General features: G+C 62.9%; 22 protein-coding genes and 1 riboswitch. Of the genes, 15 read left to right on the top strand and 7 right to left on the bottom strand.

Annotated elements, in window-relative coordinates; genetic code table 11:
- Window position 1: 1 nt before the first annotated feature.
- Together AC56LW_RS18355 and AC56LW_RS18350 are read left to right on the top strand one after the other, a co-directional pair.
- Window positions 2–1,216, top strand: coding sequence for a sensor histidine kinase (locus AC56LW_RS18355; RefSeq protein WP_499636624.1), 1,215 nt, complete (start codon window positions 2–4; stop codon window positions 1,214–1,216).
- Window positions 1,213–1,962 (top strand): LytR/AlgR family response regulator transcription factor, encoded by a 750-nt coding sequence (locus AC56LW_RS18350; protein ID WP_499636622.1) that lies wholly within the window; start codon window positions 1,213–1,215, stop codon window positions 1,960–1,962. The genes AC56LW_RS18355 and AC56LW_RS18350 overlap by 4 nt, the downstream gene beginning before the upstream one ends.
- A gap of 2 nt (window positions 1,963–1,964) precedes the next feature.
- Here AC56LW_RS18350 and recQ read toward each other — a convergent pair whose 3' ends face one another.
- Together recQ and AC56LW_RS18340 are read right to left on the bottom strand one after the other, a co-directional pair.
- Window positions 1,965–3,821, bottom strand: a complete 1,857-nt coding sequence (gene recQ, locus AC56LW_RS18345; RefSeq protein ID WP_499636620.1) for a DNA helicase RecQ — start codon at window positions 3,819–3,821, stop codon at window positions 1,965–1,967.
- A gap of 58 nt (window positions 3,822–3,879) precedes the next feature.
- Complete coding sequence (locus AC56LW_RS18340) at window positions 3,880–4,713, bottom strand: undecaprenyl-diphosphate phosphatase (protein ID WP_499503947.1); 834 nt, start codon at window positions 4,711–4,713, stop codon at window positions 3,880–3,882.
- A gap of 183 nt (window positions 4,714–4,896) precedes the next feature.
- On the opposite strand from AC56LW_RS18340, the gene AC56LW_RS18335 reads away from it, so the two are divergent.
- Window positions 4,897–5,304 carry a hypothetical protein gene (locus AC56LW_RS18335; RefSeq protein WP_499636618.1) on the top strand — a complete coding sequence of 136 codons (408 nt, stop codon included), beginning with the start codon at window positions 4,897–4,899 and terminating at the stop codon, window positions 5,302–5,304.
- Between the two features lie 10 nt (window positions 5,305–5,314).
- On the opposite strand, the gene AC56LW_RS18330 is transcribed toward AC56LW_RS18335, so the two are convergent.
- Entirely contained in the window at window positions 5,315–5,599 is a 285-nt protein-coding gene (locus AC56LW_RS18330) for a YkgJ family cysteine cluster protein (RefSeq protein ID WP_499636616.1), read from the bottom strand.
- Between the two features lie 179 nt (window positions 5,600–5,778).
- Between AC56LW_RS18330 and AC56LW_RS18325 the strand changes: the two genes are divergently transcribed.
- From AC56LW_RS18325 to AC56LW_RS18310, 4 genes are all read left to right on the top strand, one after another.
- Window positions 5,779–6,429, top strand: coding sequence for a TetR/AcrR family transcriptional regulator (locus AC56LW_RS18325; protein WP_332533180.1), 651 nt, complete (start codon window positions 5,779–5,781; stop codon window positions 6,427–6,429).
- 183 nt (window positions 6,430–6,612) lie between these two features.
- Window positions 6,613–7,266, top strand: a complete 654-nt coding sequence (locus AC56LW_RS18320) for a protein-L-isoaspartate O-methyltransferase family protein (RefSeq protein WP_258835862.1) — start codon at window positions 6,613–6,615, stop codon at window positions 7,264–7,266.
- 10 nt (window positions 7,267–7,276) lie between these two features.
- Entirely contained in the window at window positions 7,277–7,600 is a 324-nt protein-coding gene (locus AC56LW_RS18315; RefSeq protein WP_258835861.1) for a rhodanese-like domain-containing protein, read from the top strand.
- 39 nt (window positions 7,601–7,639) lie between these two features.
- On the top strand, window positions 7,640–8,998 hold the full coding sequence (locus AC56LW_RS18310; RefSeq protein WP_499636613.1) for a TolC family outer membrane protein: 1,359 nt from the start codon (window positions 7,640–7,642) through the stop codon (window positions 8,996–8,998).
- 58 nt (window positions 8,999–9,056) lie between these two features.
- Here the strand turns inward: AC56LW_RS18310 and ribB are convergent, their stop codons facing one another.
- From ribB to AC56LW_RS18290, 4 genes are all read right to left on the bottom strand, one after another.
- Window positions 9,057–9,704: a 3,4-dihydroxy-2-butanone-4-phosphate synthase gene (gene ribB / locus AC56LW_RS18305; RefSeq protein WP_332533178.1), complete on the bottom strand. Its 648-nt coding sequence runs from the start codon at window positions 9,702–9,704 to the stop codon at window positions 9,057–9,059.
- Between the two features lie 103 nt (window positions 9,705–9,807).
- Window positions 9,808–9,960: riboswitch (FMN riboswitch) on the bottom strand.
- 69 nt (window positions 9,961–10,029) lie between these two features.
- The gene (gene gloA, locus AC56LW_RS18300) at window positions 10,030–10,443 is read right to left on the bottom strand and encodes a lactoylglutathione lyase (RefSeq protein WP_332533177.1); all 414 of its coding nucleotides are present in this window, start codon (window positions 10,441–10,443) and stop codon (window positions 10,030–10,032) included.
- A gap of 93 nt (window positions 10,444–10,536) precedes the next feature.
- Window positions 10,537–10,968, bottom strand: coding sequence for an OsmC family protein (locus tag AC56LW_RS18295; protein WP_183556076.1), 432 nt, complete (start codon window positions 10,966–10,968; stop codon window positions 10,537–10,539).
- Between the two features lie 3 nt (window positions 10,969–10,971).
- Window positions 10,972–11,313 (bottom strand): hypothetical protein, encoded by a 342-nt coding sequence (locus tag AC56LW_RS18290; protein ID WP_332533176.1) that lies wholly within the window; start codon window positions 11,311–11,313, stop codon window positions 10,972–10,974.
- 144 nt (window positions 11,314–11,457) lie between these two features.
- Between AC56LW_RS18290 and AC56LW_RS18285 the strand changes: the two genes are divergently transcribed.
- The 8 genes from AC56LW_RS18285 (at window position 11,458) to dnaJ (ending at window position 20,932) form a co-directional block, all read left to right on the top strand.
- Window positions 11,458–12,342, top strand: coding sequence for a DUF3667 domain-containing protein (locus AC56LW_RS18285; RefSeq protein ID WP_332533175.1), 885 nt, complete (start codon window positions 11,458–11,460; stop codon window positions 12,340–12,342).
- 130 nt (window positions 12,343–12,472) lie between these two features.
- Window positions 12,473–13,375: an NAD kinase gene (locus tag AC56LW_RS18280; RefSeq protein WP_499636610.1), complete on the top strand. Its 903-nt coding sequence runs from the start codon at window positions 12,473–12,475 to the stop codon at window positions 13,373–13,375.
- Between the two features lie 76 nt (window positions 13,376–13,451).
- The gene (recN, locus tag AC56LW_RS18275) at window positions 13,452–15,116 is read left to right on the top strand and encodes a DNA repair protein RecN (protein WP_499636608.1); all 1,665 of its coding nucleotides are present in this window, start codon (window positions 13,452–13,454) and stop codon (window positions 15,114–15,116) included.
- A gap of 76 nt (window positions 15,117–15,192) precedes the next feature.
- Window positions 15,193–15,621 carry an organic hydroperoxide resistance protein gene (locus AC56LW_RS18270; RefSeq protein WP_183556081.1) on the top strand — a complete coding sequence of 143 codons (429 nt, stop codon included), beginning with the start codon at window positions 15,193–15,195 and terminating at the stop codon, window positions 15,619–15,621.
- 147 nt (window positions 15,622–15,768) lie between these two features.
- The gene (gene hemH, locus AC56LW_RS18265) at window positions 15,769–16,878 is read left to right on the top strand and encodes a ferrochelatase (protein WP_499636606.1); all 1,110 of its coding nucleotides are present in this window, start codon (window positions 15,769–15,771) and stop codon (window positions 16,876–16,878) included.
- 196 nt (window positions 16,879–17,074) lie between these two features.
- Window positions 17,075–17,638, top strand: a complete 564-nt coding sequence (gene grpE, locus AC56LW_RS18260) for a nucleotide exchange factor GrpE (protein WP_183556083.1) — start codon at window positions 17,075–17,077, stop codon at window positions 17,636–17,638.
- Between the two features lie 93 nt (window positions 17,639–17,731).
- A complete protein-coding gene (gene dnaK, locus AC56LW_RS18255; protein WP_183556084.1) occupies window positions 17,732–19,684 on the top strand; it encodes a molecular chaperone DnaK in 1,953 nt (650 codons plus the stop codon).
- A 120-nt stretch (window positions 19,685–19,804) separates the two neighbouring features.
- Entirely contained in the window at window positions 19,805–20,932 is a 1,128-nt protein-coding gene (gene dnaJ, locus AC56LW_RS18250; protein WP_183556085.1) for a molecular chaperone DnaJ, read from the top strand.
- Window positions 20,933–20,959 lie beyond the last annotated feature (27 nt).

The following is a 20,959-nucleotide window of genomic DNA, read 5'->3' as shown; positions in this document are numbered from 1 at the left end:
CATGTGGGGATGCGTCGCGAACTGGTGGACAGAGTGGGAACAGGAGCTGCTGGCGGTGTTGAAGACGCCTGGCCTGGCTGACCAGGCGCCAGCCGGATGGCGGCGCGCCATGGCGTGCAAGGCTGCAAAGCTGTCGCACATGGAGCGCCAGGAGGTGTATCGCATCTCGGTAACCTACCGTGGCTGGGCGCTGGTACGCCTCCTTGCCAAGCTGTGTCTGGTCTTTTCGATATTCGGCGCGCTGGTCAAGATGGCGTTTCTGCCCAAGCTGTCGATGCTGGGGGCTGTCGTGGCAGCCAATGGCGTCGGGCTGGGTGTGCTGACCGCCCTGGTCGGGATCTGGTTCAACCATGAAAAGTATTCGCTGCGCGGAGGCAAGTTGCTTGCCAATACCATCCTCCTGGGGATGCTGGGTGGCTTGTTCGGCTCGGTAGTGGCCATGATTTTTCGGGGGGGCTCCTGGGCGCGCCTGCTGGAGTCGGCGCCGAGGGTGCTGATGTTGAGCGGTTTCGGCGTCCTGGTGCTGGTGGTGTTGCCCGGCTTCGTGCTGGCGACGGTGCGCAATCGCCACTATGCGCTGCTCGCCTTGAAGCTTGAGCAGGACGCCGAACAGGCGCGCCTGGCCCGCGAACTGAGCGAAACCCAGCTGCGCCTGTTGCGCGCCCAGATCGAACCGCACTTCCTGTTCAATACCCTCGGCGCCGTGCAACAACTGGCGCAAGAGAAAGCGCCGCGCGCCGCCGAACTCACGGCGCACCTGATCGATTTCCTGCGCGCCAGCATGAGCGACATGCGCTGCGAGCAGGTGAGCCTCGCCACCGAATTCGGCCTGGTCGAATCGTACCTCGCCGTGATGCAGATCCGGATGGGCGAGCGCCTGCGGTTCCGGATCGATCTCCCCACCAGCCTGGCCGCCACCCAGGTCCCCAGCATGCTGGTACTGACCCTGGCAGAGAACGCGATCAAGCACGGCATCGAGCCGTCCCTGCGTGGCGGCGCCATCACCGTCACCGCGCAGGAAGATGCCGGCCGGATCCGCATCGCGGTGCATGACAGCGGCGTGGGCATGAGCGATACGCCCGGGAACGGCACGGGCCTGGAGAATGTGCGCAGCCGTCTGCGCCTGGCGTATGGCGAGAGCGCCAGCCTGGTGCTAAGCGAAGCCGAACCTGGCCTGCTGGCCGAACTCCTCATCCCCCGCAAGGACGCGCAATGACAGTCACGATTCTGGTTGCCGAAGACGAACCGCTGATGCGCGAGCGCCTGCTCGGCATGCTGGCGCTGGCCTGGCCCGAGGCGCAGGTGGTCGCGGCGGTCGACAATGGCCTCGATGCCTGGGACGCCTATCTGGAGCATGCGCCGCGCGTGGTGTTTCTGGATATCCGCATGCCCGGCCTGTCGGGCCTGGAAGTGGCCGAGCGCATCGGCCGCCAGGCGCACGTGGTGTTCGTCACCGCTTACGACCAGTACGCCGTCGATGCGTTCGACGCCGGCGCCGTCGACTATCTGCTCAAGCCCATCCAGCCGGGCCGCCTGGATAAAGCGCTGGCGCGGCTACGCGAAAAACTCGACGGCCAGCCGATGGATGTCAGCGCAGTCGTCCGGCAAGTGAAGGCGGCGTCGCCCGCGCCGGCGCGCGAAAAACTGAAGTGGCTCAAGGCCAGTGTGGGCAAGCAGATTCGCCTGATCGACGTCGAGGAGGTGCTGTTCTTCCAGGCCGATACCAAGTACACGCGCGTGGTGCTGGAAGGATCGGAAGCGCTGGTGCGCATCCCGCTGAAGGATTTATTGGGCGGGCTCGATGCCGACCGTTTCTGGCAGATCCATCGCGGCACGGTCGTGAAGGTGACGGCGATCCGCGCCGCCGAGCGCATCGACGCCGAGCGCATGCAGGTGCTGCTGCGCGGCAGCAGCGAAGTGCTGCCCGTCAGCCGCAGTTTCACGCACCTGTTTCGCGAATAGCGTTACAGCATCTCGTTGATGATCGCGACGATCGCGTCGCCATACGACACGAGCTTTTTCTCGCCCACGCCGGTCACGCCGCGCAGCTGGTCGATCGAGGTTGGCTTGACCTTGGCGATCTCGCGCAGCGTCGCATCCTGGAACACGACATACGCCGGCACGCCGTGCTCGCGCGCGGTGCCCATGCGCCACGAGCGCAGGCGCTCGAAGATGCCTTGCTCGGAGCGCGACAGCTCCACTTCCTCGAACGTCGAGCGTGACGTGGAAGGGCGCTTGGCCTTGACCGGTTTCTGGTACTGGCGCAGCTGCACCGTCTGCTCGCCCTTGAGCACCGGGCGCGCGGCGTCGGTGAGCTTGAGTGAGCTGAACGCGTCGTGGTCGACCGTGACGAGGCCAAGCGCAATGGCCTGGCGCAGGATGGCGCGCCATTCCTGCTCGCTGCGGTCGGCGCCCACGCCATACACGGTGAGCTTGTCGTGGTGCCACTGGGTGATGCGCTCGGTGGTCGCGCCGCGCAGCACGTCGATCACGTGGCCGCCGGCAAAGCGCTGGTCGACCCGGTAAATGGTGGACAGCAGCTTTTGCACCGGCACCGAGCCGTCGAAGCTCACTGGCGGGATCAGGCAGGTGTCGCAGTTGCCGCATGGGCCGGAGCGTTCGCCGAAATAGTCGAGCAGGCGCATGCGGCGGCACGACAGGGTTTCGCACAGGCCCAGCATGGCGTCGAGCTTCATCGAGAGCACGCGCTTGAAGGTTTCGTCGGCCTCGGATTCGTCGATCATCCGGCGCTGCAGCACCACATCTTGCAGGCCGTAGGCCATCCAGGCGCTGGCGGGGCCGCCGTCACGGCCGGCGCGGCCGGTTTCCTGGTAATAGCCCTCGATGCTCTTGGGCAGGTCGAGGTGGCACACGAAGCGCACATCGGGTTTGTCGATGCCCATGCCGAAGGCGATGGTGGCAACCATGACGATGTTTTCTTCACGCAGGAAGCGCGCCTGGTTCTTGGCGCGCACCGCGTATTCCATGCCGGCGTGGTATGCCATGGCGCGGATTCCGTTTTCGTTGAGGAAGTCGGCGGTTTCTTCGACCTTCTTGCGCGACAGGCAGTAGACGATGCCCGAGTCGCCCGAGTGCTCGCCGGCGATGAAGTCGAGCAGCTGCTTGCGGCCGTTGGCTTTCTCGACGATCGAGTAGCGGATGTTCGGGCGGTCGAACGACGAGACGAACTGGCGCGCTTCGCCCAGTTGCAGGCGCAGCGCGATTTCGGCGCGCGTTTGCTGGTCGGCCGTCGCCGTGAGCGCGATGCGCGGCACGTTTGGGAAGCGCTCGTGCAGGATCGACAGGCGGATGTACTCGGGGCGGAAGTCATGGCCCCACTGCGAGACGCAGTGCGCTTCGTCGATCGCGAACAGCGAGATCCTGGATGCATCGAACAGCTCGAGGCAGCGCTGCGTCATCAGGCGCTCGGGCGCCACGTAGACCAGGTCGATTTCGCCGGTGCGCACGAGGCGCTCGATGCGCATCGCCTCTTCGAACGTCTGGGTCGAATTGAGGAACGCGGCGCGCACGCCGACTTCTTCGAGCGCATCGACCTGATCCTGCATCAGCGCGATCAGCGGCGAGATGACCACGCCGACGCCGTCGCGCAGCAGCGCGGGAATCTGGTAGCACAGCGACTTGCCGCCGCCGGTGGGCATCAGGACCAGCGCGTCGCCGCCACTGGCCACGTGCTCGACGATTTCGCCCTGCTGGCCGCGGAACGCGGGGTAGCCGAAGACGGTCTCGAGCACGTGAAGCGCACGTGCGCTGAGGTCGGCGCCAGTGTCGGTGACCATGTCGGCGCCGGTGTCTGAATTCATACGTTCAATGTCGGACAGAGTGTTCAAGCTGTGTGTTGGACCGGCTGATGCTGCAAGTTTAGTCCGCCCAGGTAAGCAGATCGAATTGGGCGGTCACGAGGATCAGGATACCGAATACGATACGGTACCAGGCGAAGATCGTGAAGTCGTGCGTGCTGATGTAGCGCAGGAGCCAGCGCACGCACAGGAATGCGGAAATAAACGCCGAGAAAAAGCCCAGGCTAAACAGCGGCACATCGGCCATCGACAGCAGGTCGCGCTCCTTGGCGATCGAATAGACCGTGGCGCCGAGCATCGTCGGCATGGCCAGGAAGAACGAGAATTCGGTGGCTGCCTTGCGCGACAGGCCAAACAGCATGCCGCCGATGATCGTCGAACCCGAACGGCTGGTGCCCGGGATCAGCGCGAAGGCTTGCGCGAAGCCGACCTTGAGCGCATCGAGCATGCTCATGTCGTCGACCGTCTCGACCCGCGCGGCCTTCGGGTTCTGGCGGTTGCGGTGTTCGACCCACAGGATGACGATACCGCCGAGCACCAGGGCAACGGCCACGGGAATCGGGTGGAACAGCACTTCGGTAATGGCCGCGCTGAACAGCACGCCAGCAATCGCGGCAGGGAAGAATGCAATCACGACATTGCGCGCAAAGCGCTGCTGGACGGGATCGGCGCCCAGTCCGGCGAACACCTTCGCGATGCGCGCACGGTATTCCCAGACCACGGCCAGCATGGCGCCGGCCTGGATGACAATCTTGAAAACAGTTGCCTTGGTACCCGTGAAATCGAGCAAGCTGCCCATCAGGATCAGGTGGCCGGTCGACGAAATCGGAAGGAATTCAGTGAAACCCTCGACCAGGCCCATGATGATTGCCTTAATGGCGAGAACGATATCCATGGTGTTTTTGTGCTGTGGAAGTGAACTGTGGGAGGTACATGCGAGGGGGCAAAGCTTACCATGAGCGCGGGGGCTGCCGTTGGGCTAACTGAACCGTACGAGCTGCCGCGGATGGCATCGGGGCCGTTTTAATCTCGCTGTAAAGATGTGTCATGCGTAAAAACGCGTGCTACACTCAAAGCCATGAGTCTTTTTCTTGTCCTCATTCTTGCTGCGCTGGCCTGGGTAGCATTTCATGATTGGCAGTTGCCCAACGCCCTGCGTTACCGGCCTTTCCAGGGCCGGGCGTGGCGCAGTTCTTTCCCTTCCGCATCCCGCAAGGACATCCGCGATTTCCTCGCCGTATGTGGCTCGGCCTGCGCCTTTGGCGCTTGCGACCGTTTGCATTTGCGCCCTGACGACCCGGTACTCAATGTCGTGCGCGCCGCCAGGCCAACGCGCTGGATGCCCGACGCCACCGACATCGAACCGCTGGCACGCGCAGTGCGCGAACGCTATGGTGTCTTGCTGAGCGACATCTGGCACGACGGCCTGACGCTTGGCGGATTGTTCCAGCGTGTGCAACAGGCACGCGGCAAGCCAGCGGTTTAAGCCACCGCGTTTACACGCGCTCGGGCGCGGTCAGCCGTTCCAGCTCGCTCAACCAGACCATCGCCTGCGTCCGCGTATCGCCGCACATCTCGTACGACGGTTGCAGTCCGCCGCAAAAGGCCGGCCGCTCGGGTTGACCGAAGATGCGGCAACGCTCGTCCTCTCCCAATTGCACGCAACGTACGCCTGCCGGCTTGCCATTGGGCATGCCGGGGATCGGACTGGTGATCGACGGGGCGGTGCAGCAGGCGCCGCATTGCGGCCGGCACTGGAAGGGGGCGGGAGTGGACAGCATGGCGTTTGAAAAGTAGCAGACCGCGAGTATACAACGGACCGCGACGCCAGCATCAGATGATGCATTGACTACTTATTGTGGCTAAATATAATATATTTTTAGTTACGCAGCGGTCGCTTGACGGCAGCAACATGACGGGTCTATATTGGTTGTTCCTTAGATAATTTCTGAGTGGGAAAATGGACTGCCAAACAGACAGCAAGCCACGCTGGGAACGTCGCAAGGAAGCGCGGCCGCAGGAGTTGCTTTCGGCTGCCGTCGAGCTGTTCGTCGAGCGTGGCTTTGCCTCCACGCGCCTGGAAGACGTGGCCAAGCGCGCCGGTGTCTCCAAGGGCACCTTGTATCTGTATTACACCAACAAGGAAGATCTGTTTAAGGCCGTCGTGCGCCAGAGTATCGTGCCGATGCTGGGCCAGGCCGAAATCTCGGTCGCTGAATTCGAAGGCCACAGTGCCGACCTGCTGCGCAGCGTGATCCTGTCGTGGTGGCATCGGGTGGGCGCGACCAAGGCGTCCGGCATTAGCAAGCTGATCTTTGCTGAAGCCGATAATTTCCCTGAACTGGCCCGCTTTTATCAAACCGAAGTCATGAGCCGCGGCATGCGCATGATCTCCAGCATGCTCGAGCGCGGCGTGCAGCGCGGCGAGTTTCGCGCGATCGATATTCCCCAGACCACCCAGGTTTTGATCGCGCCGATGCTGATGCTGTCCACCTGGAAACACACCATCGCCCCGTGCGAGCGCTGCGACCTGCATCCCGAAGCCTTCCTCGACGCCTTCCTCGATATCACCCTCAATGGCCTCGTGCCGGCTGGCCAACCGGCCCGCTGAACGCCCGTTCACGTCAGGGACGGTTTTCTGGCGTTCATCCCCTCCAAACTGCAGACTGTCGCAATTTTCCTCTGGGGAAGGCGTGCGTCGATAAGATGTGCCTCGAGATACCTATTCAGGTAGGTTCCAGCACCGTTCACGGATTAGAATATCGGATTGTTTATTTTTCCACCGAGAACTGAAATGAATATCGAACAAGCCCGCTTCAATATGATCGAACAGCAGATCCGTCCTTGGAATGTGCTGGACCAGGATATCCTCGACCTGCTGCACGTGGTCAAGCGTGAACAATTCGTGCCACAGGCCTACCAGAACCTGGCATTTGCCGACACCGAAATCCCGCTGCCGGGCGGTGAAGCCATGCTCAATCCGAAGGTCGAAGCGCGCATGGCGCAAGAGGCTGGCGTCAAGCAGGGCGACAACGTGCTGCAGATCGGCACCGGTTCGGGTTACCTGGCAGCGCTGCTGGCGAGCAAGGCACGTCACGTGACGAGCGTTGAAATCCTGCCGGAAACCGCCGCCCAGGCCAAGCAGAACCTCGACGCTGCCGGCATCACCAATGTGGCGGTCGAAGTGGGCAATGGCGCGCAGGGCTGGGCGACCGGCACCGATTACGACGTGATCGTCGTGTCGGGCGCACTGCCGCTGCTGCCAGAGTCACTGATCAAGCAACTGAAAATCGGTGGCCGCATGATCGCGATCGTCGGTGCTGCGCCGGCCATGACGTGCCAGCTGATCACCCGCACCTCGGCCACCGCGCATGAGGCGGTCACCGTGTTCGAAACCGTCGCCAAGCCGCTGACGGGCGCAACGAAGCCGTCCGGTTTCACGTTCTGAGGACGCTGTGATGCAACAGATTACTGCTCCCGAACTGGCCGCCTTGCTGGCCGATCCGGCGCGCGAGCAGCCGCTGCTGCTCGACGTGCGCGAAAATTGGGAATTCGAGACGTGCCGGATCGCCGGCTCGACCCAGATTCCGATGAACCTGATTCCGGTGCGCGTGACCGAGATCGACGATGACCGCGAGGTCGTCTGCATCTGCCACCACGGGGCGCGCAGCATGCAGGTTGCTGCCTTCCTCGAGCGCAATGGTTTTGACAATGTAACCAACTTGACGGGCGGGATACACGCCTGGGCTGTGCAAGTCGATCCGTCGATGCCGACGTATTGACCTGATTCCAAAAACTTGATGACCCCTGTGGAGATAGCAATGCAGAAACCCCTTATCGCCGTGCTGCTTGCGAGCGCGTGCTTCTCGCTCAACGCCGGTGCTGCCGACCTGATCCAGGTGTATCAGCAGGCACTGGCCAATGACGCGACGTACGCGAGTGCGCGTGCTTCGCTGTCGGCGAGCCGCGAGCGCATCATCCAGGGGCGTGCAGGGCTACTCCCGACCGTTGGCATCAGCGGTGCACTGAGCAAGAACGACAGTGACTTCGACCCATGGAATGTGGGTCAGCTCGGCACCTTGCCGAACGGCCAGCCGGGCATCGTCGGCAGCAGTGGCTCGAATCTGCGCACCAACGAATACACGCTGGCGTTGCAGCAGCCGCTGTATCGCTGGGATCGCTGGGAAACGTATCAGCAGAGCAAGCTGCAGCAAGCCATTGGCGAAGCCCAGTTTGCCCAGGCCCAGCAAGACCTGATCACGCGCGTGGCGCAAGCCTACTTCGACGTGCTGGCAGCACAGGACAAGCTGGAATCAACCCGCGCCCAGAAGGAAGCAACCACGGAGCAACTGGCATCGGCCAAGCGCAATTTTGAAGTCGGCACCCAGACCATCACCGACACGCACGAGGCGCAAGCCGCGTACGACCTGGTGCTGGCGCAGGAATTCGCCGCCGTCAACGACCTGGACAACAAGCGCAATGCGCTGCAAGCCATCATCGGCACTGCGCCGGGCAACCTGGCGGCCCTGAAGCCCGGCACGACGCTGGCCGTGCCGCAGCCGGCCACGGTTGATCCATGGGTGTCGTCGGCCGAGAACCAGAACTATGGCGTGACGGTCAGCCAGCTCCAGGTGGAAATCGCCACGCGCGACATCTCGCGCAACCGCGCCGGCCACATGCCGACGCTCGACCTCGTGGCCAGCTCGACGCGCCGCGACGTCAACGGCCGCACGGGCAATTCGGGCGACACCAAGAACAATGCGATTGGCCTGCAATGGAGCGTGCCGATCTTCAGCGGCTATGCCGTCACCAGCCGCGTGCGCGAATCGATCGCACTGGAAGACCGCGCCCGCAACGATCTCGAAGCAACGCGCCGCAATGCAGCGCTGCAGGCGCGCCAGTCGTTCCTGGGCGTGAACAGCGGCCTGGCGCAAGTGAAAGCACTGGAAGCAGCCGAAGTGTCGAGCCAGTCGGCGCTCGAATCGAACAAGCTCGGTTACCAGGTGGGCGTGCGGATCAATATCGACGTGCTCAATGCGCAGCGCCAGCTGTACCAGACCCGCACCGACCTGTCGCGTGCGCGCTATGACGTGATCGTCAATGGCTTGCGCCTGAAAGCGGCGGCAGGTTCGCTGCGCGAGACCGACCTGACGCCAGTGAACAGTTTGCTGGTAGAGTAATTTCTGCTGCATCACGCAAGCCCGGTCGACCATGCAAGTGGCGACCGGGTTTTTTGTTTTACAGCGCCCGCGCCTTGCGCCACTGAATCAGTTCAGCAATCGTCAGGATCGGAAAATCGCGCTCCTGCGCGAACTGCTCGATCTGCTCGCCGCGCATCATCGTGCCATCGGGGTTCATCAATTCGCACAGCACGGCTGCCGGCTGCAGACCGGCCAGCCGGGCCAGATCGACCGAACCTTCGGTGTGCCCGGCGCGGGCCAGCACGCCGCCGGGCGTGGCGCGCAGTGGGAATACATGGCCCGGGCGCACGACGTCGTCCGGCCGGGCGTCATGCGCGATCGCAGCCCGGATCGTGGTCACGCGGTCGGCGGCCGAGACACCGGTGGTCACGCCATGGCGCGCCTCGATCGACACCGTGAACGGCGTGCCGAAGCGGCTACCGTTGTCCGGCGCCATCGGCGGCAGTTCAAGTGCGCGCACCTTCTCGTCAGGCAGGCACAGGCAGACGATGCCGCTGCATTCGCGGATCATCAGGGCCATGGTGTCACTGGTGATGTGTTCGGCGGCGACGATCAGGTCGGCCTCGTTCTCGCGATCGAAATCGTCGAGCAGGATGACCGGAATACCGGCGCGCATGGCGTCCAGCGCCGCGGCGATGCGGCCTTCCAGGTCGTGACTGAAAAGGGTATGGGTAGAAACCAGCATGTGAAACGCTCCTCGCAAAGTGGGCGAAAAACGCATCAGGGCAAAGCGCAGCCGCGCGCCCGTCTGCCCCACGCAAGGCAGGGCAGGCCGGGCGCGTGAACGCGCACATCTTCTTTCATCCGGACTATACCGTCGGCTCTGGCATCGCACCAGATCTGCTGACCCTGCCCGGCATGATGCCGGGCAGGCGCTCGCGGGCTCGACCGTTGCCGGTCATACCGCCGGTGGGGAATCGCACCCCGCCCCGAAGACGTAATGTTGTGTGCCTGCAGGATGCAGGCGCGGCGATTGTAGCAGCGCCGCGCGATCCCTGCAGGCGGCAGGCTTACTTGCTCAGGCCGCCACCGCTGGCGTTGTCGGCGCGTTCGATCAGCTCGACCTTGTAGCCGTCCGGATCGGTGATGAAGGCGATCACCGTGCTGCCGCCCTTCACCGGGCCTGGCTCGCGCGAGATGTTGCCGCCGGCCGTACGCACCTGATCGCACGTGGCGTAGATGTCAGCGGTGGAGATGGCGATGTGGCCGTAGGCCGTGCCCATGTCGTAGCTGTCGGTGCCCCAGTTATAGGTCAGCTCGAGTTCGGCGTGATCGGGATTGCTGCCGTAGCCGAGGAAGGCCAGGCTGTATTTGTACTCGGCGTTCTCGCTCGTGCGCAGCAGTTTCATGCCCAGCACGGTGGTGTAGAAGTCGATGGAGCGTTGCAGGTCGCCGACCCTCAACATGGTATGCAGGATGCGCATCGTGTGTGCCTTATGTGGTTCGGAAAGACCGTCATTTTATGCCTTCGACGGTTTCCTTGCCGGACAGGGCCCGATGCGCATCCAGTCCCGCTATCAGCTCTCGAGCTTGGCGTCGAGCGTGATGGTGGCGTTCAGCAGCTTCGATACCGGGCAGTTTTCCTTTGCCGTGGTCGCTGCCTTGTCGAAGGCTTCCTGGCTCGCGCCCGGAATCTTCGCGCGCAGTTCCAGGTGGATTGCCGTGATCGAGAAGCCGCCTTCGACCTTTTCCATCGACACGGTGGCCTTGGTGCGCAGTTCGTCGGCGGTCAGGCCGGCCTGGCCGAGCTGGCCCGACAGTGCCATCGTGAAGCAGCCTGCGTGCGCCGCACCGATCAGTTCTTCGGGGTTGGTGCCTGGTGCATCTTCAAAGCGGGTGTTGAAGCCATATGGCTGGTCCTTCAGTGCGCCGCTACCGGTCGACACCTGGCCCTTGCCATCCTTGATGCCACCACTCCATACGGCGCTGCCGTCGCGTTTGATTGTCATGTTTTATTTCCTTTCGTTGGTGTTGTCAGTATCGTCGTCTTCGCTTGCCTCGGGTGCCGGTTCGGCCTCGTGGTCGCGCATGTCGCGATGGCGGTCCGGCAGCGGGGTGGCCTGGCCACTAGCGCCGGGTGCGGCGTTGACCGCTTCGGAAATGCCCGGCGTGCCGCGTGCTTCGGTATCGATCAGGCCTTGTTCGAGGTCGCTTGCTGCCTGCTTCATGATGCCGCGTGGCTCGGTATCCTGGCCATCCGGCGTTTCATCGCGTTCGTGTGGCTGGCGTTTGACGCCATCGTTGCCCATCGGTTCGTCCGTATTCACGGCGCGGTCTTTTGCGTTGGTCGCCATCGCGATCTCCTTTTGTATTTTCGTCATCCTCATCCTAACTGCCCACGCCCAAAACGGTCGCTCAATTGAACTTTGTAAATATGATGCTTTTTTGCAATTACTTGGCTAAGATAGGATTTTGAACGTCTTGACGGAAGATGCACCGTGACGCCTGACACCCTGCCGCAGCACGCCACCTCAGTCTGCAAGAACTGCTGCGCCGCCACCGATGGCAACTATTGCCATCAGTGCGGCCAGGCCACGCACCTGCACGTGCCGAGCGCGCGCGAGTTCCTGCACGAATTCATTGCGCACTACGTGGCGCTGGAAGGCGCGCTGTGGAAGTCGCTTGGCGGGCTGATCTTCAAGCCGGGCTTTCTCACCTGCGAATATATTGAAGGCCGGCGCGCGCGCTACCTGCAGCCGCTGCGCCTGTATCTGACGTTCAGCATCATCTTTTTCGCACTGTTCAAGTTCAGCGGGATGGAAGTGATCAATCTCGGCGAAGAGATACCGCCGTCGGCCGTCGTCGTGTCCGGGGACAGGAAAACCCCTGAGCCTGCCACTGAATTCAACCGCGCCGTCGCGCCACTCGTGACTGGGGCCGGATCCTTCAATGCCACCCTGGGCCAGAAAGTCCAGCACTTCCTCGACCTGCCGCGGCGCGATCAGGAAGTGGCGCTCAAGGGGGCGTTCTTCAGCTATACGCCATATGCGGTATTCGCACTGATGCCGGTGTTCGCCTTCTACCTGCGCATTCTGTACGTGCGCACGGGGCGGCGCTATGGCGAGCATTTCCTGTTCGCGCTGCACACCAATGCGTTTGCCTTTCTGATGTTCAGCGTGCTGCTGACGCTGCCGCCGATGCTGGATTTTCTTGAGCTGCCGCTGGCGCTGTGGCTGCTGCTGTATCTGCCGCTGGCGATGCACAGGGTGTATGGCGGGGCGCGCCTGGCCACCGGCCTGCGCTGGATCGTGCTGAGCCTGCTTCATGTGCTGAGCCTGGTCCTGGCGGTCGTGGTGGCCATGGGAGCAGCACTGGTGGCCTGAACTTGCGGGACCGGGGCGGCGACCGGTATACTGTGCATCTGTACAGTGTTTGCCGAGCGCTGCTATGGCAGCCGCAGGAATTATCGGTTAATCTCCAGCGTGTTGTTAACCTACTACTGCCGAGATCGCTATGCCTGCATCACCCCAACCGCAACAGATCATCGCGCTCGTGGTGCGGCATAACACGCCAGGCGTCGAAGAGCCGGTCAGCCGCATCCGCGATTTTCTGGCCGGGGCCGGCTACCGCGTCGTGTTCGAGGCCGATACCGCCGCCAATCTCGCGCTCGACAATCTCGAATCGATGACCGTGGCCGAGATCGGCGTGCAAGCGCAGATCGGCATCGTCCTCGGCGGCGACGGCACCATGCTCGGCATCGCACGCCAGCTGGCCGAATACGATATTGCCCTCATCGGCATCAACCTGGGGCGCCTGGGCTTCATCACCGACATCGCGCTGGACGACATGCTGCCTCAACTGAGCAACATCCTGGAAGGCCGCGCACGGCGCGAAGAGCGCACGCTGCTCGAGGCGCGCGTCATGCGCGATGGCGTGCTGATCTTTTCCAGCGTGGCCGTCAACGACGTGGTCGTGGCACGCGGCACGGGCGCCGGCATGGTCGAACTCAAACTGAGCGTCGACGGTCAATTCATGTACAACCAGCGCTCGGATGGCCTGATCGTCTCCACGCCCACCGGCTCGACGGCGTATGCGCTGTCGGCCGGCGGGCCATTGCTGCATCCGAGCCTGGGCGGCACGGTGCTGGTGCCGATCGCGCCGCATGCACTGTCGAACCGGCCGATCGTGGTGCCCGACACGAGCGAGATCGTGGTCGAACTGGTCAGCGGGCGCGACATCAGCGTCAACTTCGACATGCAGACCTTCACGAGCCTGCAACTGGGCGACCAGATCGTGATTTCGCGCTCGCCGCACACGATCACGTTCCTGCATCCACTCCACTGGAGCTATTACCACACGCTGCGCCAGAAACTGCACTGGAACGAGTACCCCACCAACGACGGCAGGCTCAAGTAAGCTATCCATCGCAGCCGCCCGCATTTGCTACAGAGTCGTCAAAGAATCGCCCTAACCGCCGGAGACCCGATTTTTCATGCTGCGCACACTTACCATCCGCGACTTCGTCATCGTCGACGCCATCGAACTGGAATTCTCGAACGGCTTCTCGGTGTTCACCGGCGAAACCGGCGCCGGCAAGTCGATCCTGATCGATGCGCTGCAGCTGGCGCTGGGCGGCCGCGGCGACGCCAGCATGGTGCGCGAAGGCGCTGCCAAAGCCGACATCACCGCTGACTTCGCACCGACCGAAGTGGCGCGTGTCTGGCTGGCCGAGCACGACTTCAGCGCCGACGAGGGCGGGGCGCTGCTGCGCCGCGTGATCGACAACGCCGGCCGTTCCAAGGGCTATATCAACGGCGTTGCGGCCACGGCGGCGCAATTGCGCGAGCTGGGCGACCTGCTGGTCGACATCCACGGCCAGCACGCGCACCAGAGCCTGCTCAAGCCCGACGCCCAGCGCGCGCTGCTCGACAACCAGATCGGCGTGCGCGATCCGGCCGCGCGCATCGAGGCGCAAGAAGTGTCGCAAGCCTGGCGTACGTGGCGCGCGCTGGTGCGCCAGCGCGAAGAATACGAAGCCGATGCCAAGAACGTGCTGATCGAGCGCGAGCGCCTCGAGTGGCAAGTGGCCGAGCTCGACAAACTGGCCCCGAAAGCCGGCGAGTGGCTCGACATCGGCAATGAACACAGCCGCCTGTCGCATGCCGCCACGCTGCTCGAAGGCGCGCAGGAAGCGCTGGCCGCGATCTCCGAATCCGACCATCCGATCCTGTCGCAACTGTCGGCGCTCAACGCCAAGCTGGGCAAGCTGGTCGACGTCGATACGCAGCTGCAATCGGTGCTCGACTGCATGGAGCCGGCGCGCATCCAGCTGCAAGAAGCCGTGTCCGAACTGAACACCTATATCGACAAGGTCGAGCTCGACCCGGCGCGCCTGCGCGAAGTGGACGCGCGCATGGAGGCGCTGCACACGGCTGCGCGCAAATACCGCGTCACGCCCGAAGAACTGCCGGACGAACACGCGCTGCTGGCCACGAAGCTGCGCCAGCTGGCCGACGCCACCGACATCGACGGCCTGCGCAAGCAGGAAGAAAAAGCCGAGGCGGCGTATATGGACGTGGCCGGGCGCCTGTCGGTGCGGCGCGCGGCAGCGGCGCACGAGCTGGGCACGCAGGTCACAGCGGCGATGCAGGAGCTCAGCATGAGCGGCGGCAGTTTCGCCATTGGCCTGAACCGCGGCGAGCCGGGCGCGCATGGCCTGGAGCACATTGAATTTCTGGTGGCCGGTCACGCGGGCGTCGTGCCGCGCGCGCTGGCCAAGGTCGCGTCGGGCGGCGAGCTGGCGCGCATCTCGCTGGCGATCTCCGTCATCACGTCGAATGCAACGACGGTGCCGACGCTGATTTTTGACGAAGTCGACACCGGTATCGGCGGCGGTGTGGCCGAGGTGGTGGGGCGCCTGCTCAAGCGCCTGGGCCAGCAACGCCAGGTGCTGTGCGTGACGCACTTGCCGCAGGTGGCCAGCCAGGCAAACCAGCACTTCCAGGTGGCCAAGGGCACGACCGACGCCGGCCGCACGGTCTCGCGCATCGATGTGCTCGACAAGCGCGCGCGGGTCGAGGAAGTGGCGCGCATGCTGGGCGGGATCGAGATCACCGAGACCACGCGCAAGCATGCAAGGGAGTTGCTGGCGTCCTGATGGCTTGCATGGCGCGGGTGCCTAGCGTTTTTGTGGCACAGTAAGCACCCCATCAACCACTCCGGAAGGAACTCTCATGAGCATCGAAAAAGTCCTGTATCGCGCACAAGCCACGTCGCAAGGCGGCCGTGAAGGCACGTCGAAAAGTTCGGACGGCGCCCTGGACGTGACGCTGTCCACGCCGAAAGAACTGGGTGGCGGTGGCGGCGCGGGCACCAATCCCGAGCAGCTGTTTGCAGCCGGTTATTCGGCCTGCTTCCTGGGCGCGCTGAAATTTGTCGCGGGCCAGGCCAAGGTCACGCTGCCGGCCGACCTGACCATCACGGGCGACGTCGGCATCGGCCAGATCCCGACCGGCTTTGGCATCGAAGTCGACCTGAGCATCAAGGGCCCGGGCATGGACCAGGCCCAGCTGCAGGAGCTGGTCGACAAGGCCCACATCGTGTGCCCGTACTCGAACGCCACCCGCAACAACATCGACGTGCGCCTGCACGTGAGCACCTGATTCTGATCCTGATCTTGCGCTAGCCTTGCCGGTCCGTGGCTCGAACACCACGGACCGGCAACCCAAAGCGCGCTGACCCGCTGTTGGGTCCTGCGGGCAGGACATGCCAGACTTATAATGGCCAGATCCTGTCTTCACTACGCCCCCATGTCATTTCGCCCTGAACCGCCTTACACCCACGGTACCATCCCGCGCAGCGCAGTCTTGCTGGTCAATCTGGGCACGCCGGACGAGCCCACACGCGGCAAGGTGCGCAGCTACCTGAAGCAGTTCCTGTCCGATCCGCGCGTGGTCGAGGTGCCGCGCCTGGTCTGGTGGTGCATCCTGCACCTGATCATCCTGCCGTTCCGCTCGGGTCAGTCGGCCGCGAAATACCGCACGATCTGGACCCGCGACGGTTCGCCCCTGCGCGTGAACACGGCCCTGCAAGCCACGCGCCTGCAGGCGATGCTGACCGAGCGCGGCCACGAAGACGTGAGCGTGGCGATGGCAATGCGCTACGGCTCGCCATCGATGCCCGAGGTGCTCGATCGCTTGAAAGAAGAGGGCGTCGACCGCATCGTCGTGCTGCCCGCCTATCCGCAATATTCCGGCACCACCACGGCCTCGATCTGGGATGCCGTGTTCCAGCACTACGCGAAGGTGCGCAATATTCCCGAGCTGCGCCTGGTGAAGCACTACCACGACCACGAAGGCTATATCCACGCGCTGCGCGACAATGTGCTGGCGCACTGGGACAATCATGGCCGGGGTCAGAAGCTGGTGATGAGCTTCCACGGCGTGCCCAAGCGCACCCTGCTGCTGGGCGACCAGTACCACTGCGAGTGCTATAAAACGGCGCGCCTGCTGGCCACCGCGCTTGAGCTGTCGCAGGACGAGTATATGGTCACGTTCCAGTCGCGCTTCGGCAAGGCCGAGTGGCTGCAGCCGTACACCGCGCCGACCGTCGCGCAACTGGCGCGCGATGGCCTCGAACGCATCGACATGATCTGTCCGGGCTTTACCAGCGACTGCCTGGAAACGCTGGAAGAAATCTCGATGGAAGTGCGCCACGATTTCGAAGCGGCCGGCGGCAAGGAGTTCCATTACATTCCGTGCCTGAACGCATCGCCCGCCTGGATCCGTGGCCTGGCAGAAATCGCCGAACAGCACCTGATCGGCTGGCCGACCATCCTCACGCCGGCGCAGCGCGAAGCGCGCCGCATCGATGCCGAACGTGGCGCCGCGCGCGCCAAGAGCCTCGGCGCTCCCAACTAGTCCATACCGACTTGCCTGTTGACAACCTGCTAAAATAGCGGGTTGTTGGCGCTGCAGGGCCGCATTTGCCTGAATTTCAGATGGCTTTCCTGCAATTCCCCTTGTAATTGTAGGAGATCGCCCCATCTGGTGCGCTGTGTATCAATCAGGATACGTTTTTAAATCAGCCAAGTCCTTGATTCCAGGAGTTTTTCCGATGCAAGACCAAGAGAACAAAGAGATGAGCAACGAACAGGATGTACAGGCGCCTGGCGCTGACATCAATGATGGTGCTACCGCTGGCGCCGCGCAGGCGGGTACGCCGGGCCTCGAAGAACAACTGAGCGCCACCGAAGCCAAGCTGGCCGAGATGCACGATGCCTTCATGCGCGCCAAGGCCGACGCGGAAAACATCCGCCGCCGCGCCCAGGAAGACGTCAGCAAGGCCCATAAATTTGCCATCGAAAGCTTTGCCGAGGCCATGGTGCCGGTGCGCGACAGCCTGGAGATGGCACTGAAGGTCGAAGCGCCGACGGTCGAGTCGATCAAGGAAGGCGTTGAAATGACGCTCAAGCAGCTCACCAGTGCGTTTGAAAAGAACCGCCTGGTCGAGGTGCTGCCGCAAGTGGGCGACAAGCTGGATCCGAACAAGCACCAGGCCGTTGCCGTGGTGCCGGCGGAGCAGGAAGCCAATACCGTGGTCACCGTGCTGCAAAAGGGTTACATGATCGCCGACCGCCTGCTGCGGCCAGCCATCGTGACGGCAGCAGCACCAAAATAAGAATGGCCGCGTGCCGCGTAATGCTCTTGAAAGCACGCCGTTTTTCCCAATATTGAATCCATCAGAAACTCAGCATATAAAAAGGAATACATCATGGGCAGAATTATCGGTATCGACCTTGGCACCACGAACTCGTGCGTGGCCATCATGGAAAACGGTCAGCCAAAAGTGATCGAGAACGCCGAAGGCGCGCGTACCACGCCATCGATCATCGCTTACCAGGAAGACGGCGAGATCCTCGTCGGCGCGCCGGCCAAGCGCCAGGCCGTGACCAACCCGAAGAACACGCTGTTCGCAGTCAAGCGTCTCATCGGCCGCAAGTTCGATGAAAAAGAAGTGCAAAAAGACATCTCGCTGATGCCATACGCCATCGTCAAGGCCGACAACGGCGACGCATGGGTTGGCGTGCGCGACAAGAAACTGGCTGCCCAGCAGATCTCGGCTGAAGTGCTGCGCAAGATGAAGAAGACCGCCGAGGATTACCTGGGCGAAGAAGTCACCGAAGCGGTCATCACCGTGCCGGCGTACTTCAACGACTCGCAGCGCCAGGCAACCAAGGATGCCGGCCGTATCGCGGGCCTGGACGTCAAGCGCATCATCAACGAGCCAACCGCTGCCGCACTGGCATTCGGCCTGGACAAGACCGACAAGGGCGACCGCAAGATCGCCGTGTATGACCTGGGCGGCGGCACGTTCGACGTCTCGATCATCGAAATCGCTGACGTCGATGGCGAAAAGCAGTTCGAAGTGCTGTCGACCAACGGCGACACGTTCCTGGGCGGCGAAGACTTCGACCAGCGCATCATCGATTACATCATCGACGAGTTCAAGAAGATCAACGGCCTCGACCTGTCGAAAGACGCGATCGCCCTGCAGCGCATCAAGGCTTCGGCCGAGCGCGCAAAGATCGAACTGTCGTCGTCGCAGCAGACCGAAATCAACGAGCCGTACATCGCCATGGCGAACGGCGCGCCGGTCCACCTGAACCTGAAGATGACCCGTGCCAAGCTCGAGTCGCTGGTGGAAGAGCTGATCATCAAGACGATCGAGCCATGCCGTATGGCCATCAAGGATGCCGGCGTCAAGGTTTCGGACATCGACGACATCATCCTGGTCGGCGGTATGACCCGTATGCCGAAGGTGCAGGAGAAGGTCAAGGAGTTCTTCGGCAAGGAAGCACGCAAGGACGTCAACCCGGATGAAGCCGTCGCTGTCGGCGCTGCGATCCAGGGTTCGGTCCTGTCGGGCGAGCGCAAGGATCTGCTGCTGCTGGACGTGACGCCACTGTCGCTGGGTATCGAAACCCTGGGCGGCGTGATGACCAAGATGATCCACAAGAACACCACGATCCCGACCAAGTTCTCGCAGGTGTTCTCGACTGCCGACGACAACCAGCCGGCCGTGACCATCAAGGTGTTCCAGGGCGAGCGTGAAATCGCGGCCGGTAACAAGGGCCTGGGCGAGTTCAACCTGGAAGGCATCCCGCCAGCATCGCGTGGCACGCCACAGATCGAAGTGACCTTCGACATCGACGCCAACGGCATTCTGCACGTCGGCGCGAAAGACAAGGCCACCGGCAAAGAGAACAAGATCACCGTCAAGGCGAACTCGGGTCTGACGGAAGAAGAGATCCAGAAGATGGTCAAGGACGCCGAGCTGAACGCCGAAGAAGACAAGAAGGTCAAGGAAATGGCGGAAGCGCGCAACCAGGGCGACGCCCTGGTGCACTCGACCCGCAAATCGCTGACCGAATACGGCGACAAGCTGGAAGCCGGTGAGAAAGAGCAGATCGAAGCGGCAATCACCGACCTCGAAGGCGCGATCAAGAGCGGCGACAAGGCGGACATCGATGCCAAGACGGCAGCCCTGTCGAGCGCGTCGCAGAAGCTGGGCGAGAAGATGTACGCCGACATGCAGGCGCAGCAGGCTGGTGGCGCTGGCGCGGCCGGTGGCCCAGGCGCCGGTGCAGCCGGTGGCGAGCAATCGGGCAAGCAGGATGACGACGTTGTCGACGCCGACTTCAAGGAAGTGAAAGACGCGAAGTAAGCGTCTCCGGCGCGAAGGCCTTGTGCCTTCGCGTACAGGCCGAGCCGACACCTTCCAGGTACTCGGCTCGGTTTTTTTGGTTTAAAGAATTCAGTTTTCAGATAACTTTAGGTGCCGACCATGGCGAAGCGTGATTTTTACGAGATCCTTGGGGTCGCGAAGGGTGCGTCGGAAGACGAGATCAAGAAGTCTTATCGCAAGCTTGCGATGAAGTTCCACCCTGACCGCAACCCGGATAACAAGGAAGCGGAAGAGAAGTTCAAGGAGGTCAAAGAGGCCTACGAGATGCTGACCAACCCGGAGAAGCGCGAAGCGTATGACCGTTACGGTCACGCTGGCGTCGATCCGAACAGCGGCATGGGCGGCATGGGCGGCGGCGCCGGTGGTTTCGGCGATGCGTTCGGCGACATCTTTGGCGACATCTTTGGCGGTGGCCGTGGCGGGCGCAGTGCCGGCCCGCAGGTGTACCGCGGCGCCGACCTGCGCTACAACCTCGAGATCACGCTGGAACAGGCCGCTCACGGCTTCGACACGACGATCCGCGTGCCAAGCTGGGACAAGTGCGACACCTGCCACGGCAGCGGCGCCAAGCCGGGCACCCAGCCTGTGACTTGCACCACCTGCGCCGGTCATGGCCAGGTGCGCATGCAGCAGGGCTTCTTCAGCGTCCAGCAGACCTGCCCGAAATGCCATGGCAGCGGCAAGATCATCCCTGAGCCGTGCGCAGCCTGCGGTGGCGCCGGACGCATCAAGCGCAACAAGACGCTGGAAGTGAAGATCCCGGCCGGTATCGACAACGGCATGCGCATCCGCTCGTCGGGCAATGGCGAACCGGGTACCAATGGCGGGCCGGCGGGCGACCTGTATGTGGAGATCCACATCAAGCCGCACACCGTGTTTCAGCGCGAAGGCGACGACCTGCACTGCGAAATGCCGATCTCGTTCTCGAAAGCGGCTTTGGGCGGCGAAATCGAAGTGCCGACCCTGACCGGCAAGGTGTCGTTCACGGTGCCTGAAGGTACCCAGACCGGCAAGACCTTCCGCCTCAAGGGCAAGGGCATCAAGAACGTGCGTTCGGGCTACACGGGCGACCTGTTCTGCCACGTGATCGTCGAGACGCCGGTCAAGCTGACCGACAAGCAGAAGGACATGCTGCGCGAGTTCGAACGCCTGACGATCGAAGGCGGCGCCAAGCACAGCCCGCAGAGCAAGGGTTGGATGGACAAGGTCAAGGACTTCTTCGAGTAAGTCTACTTACCGCTGAACGGCATATGC

Source organism: Telluria sp. LT2P80, assembly GCF_059685955.1.
Note: the sequence above shows the minus strand (reverse complement) of the source record. Positions and strands in the feature narration are given on the sequence as shown.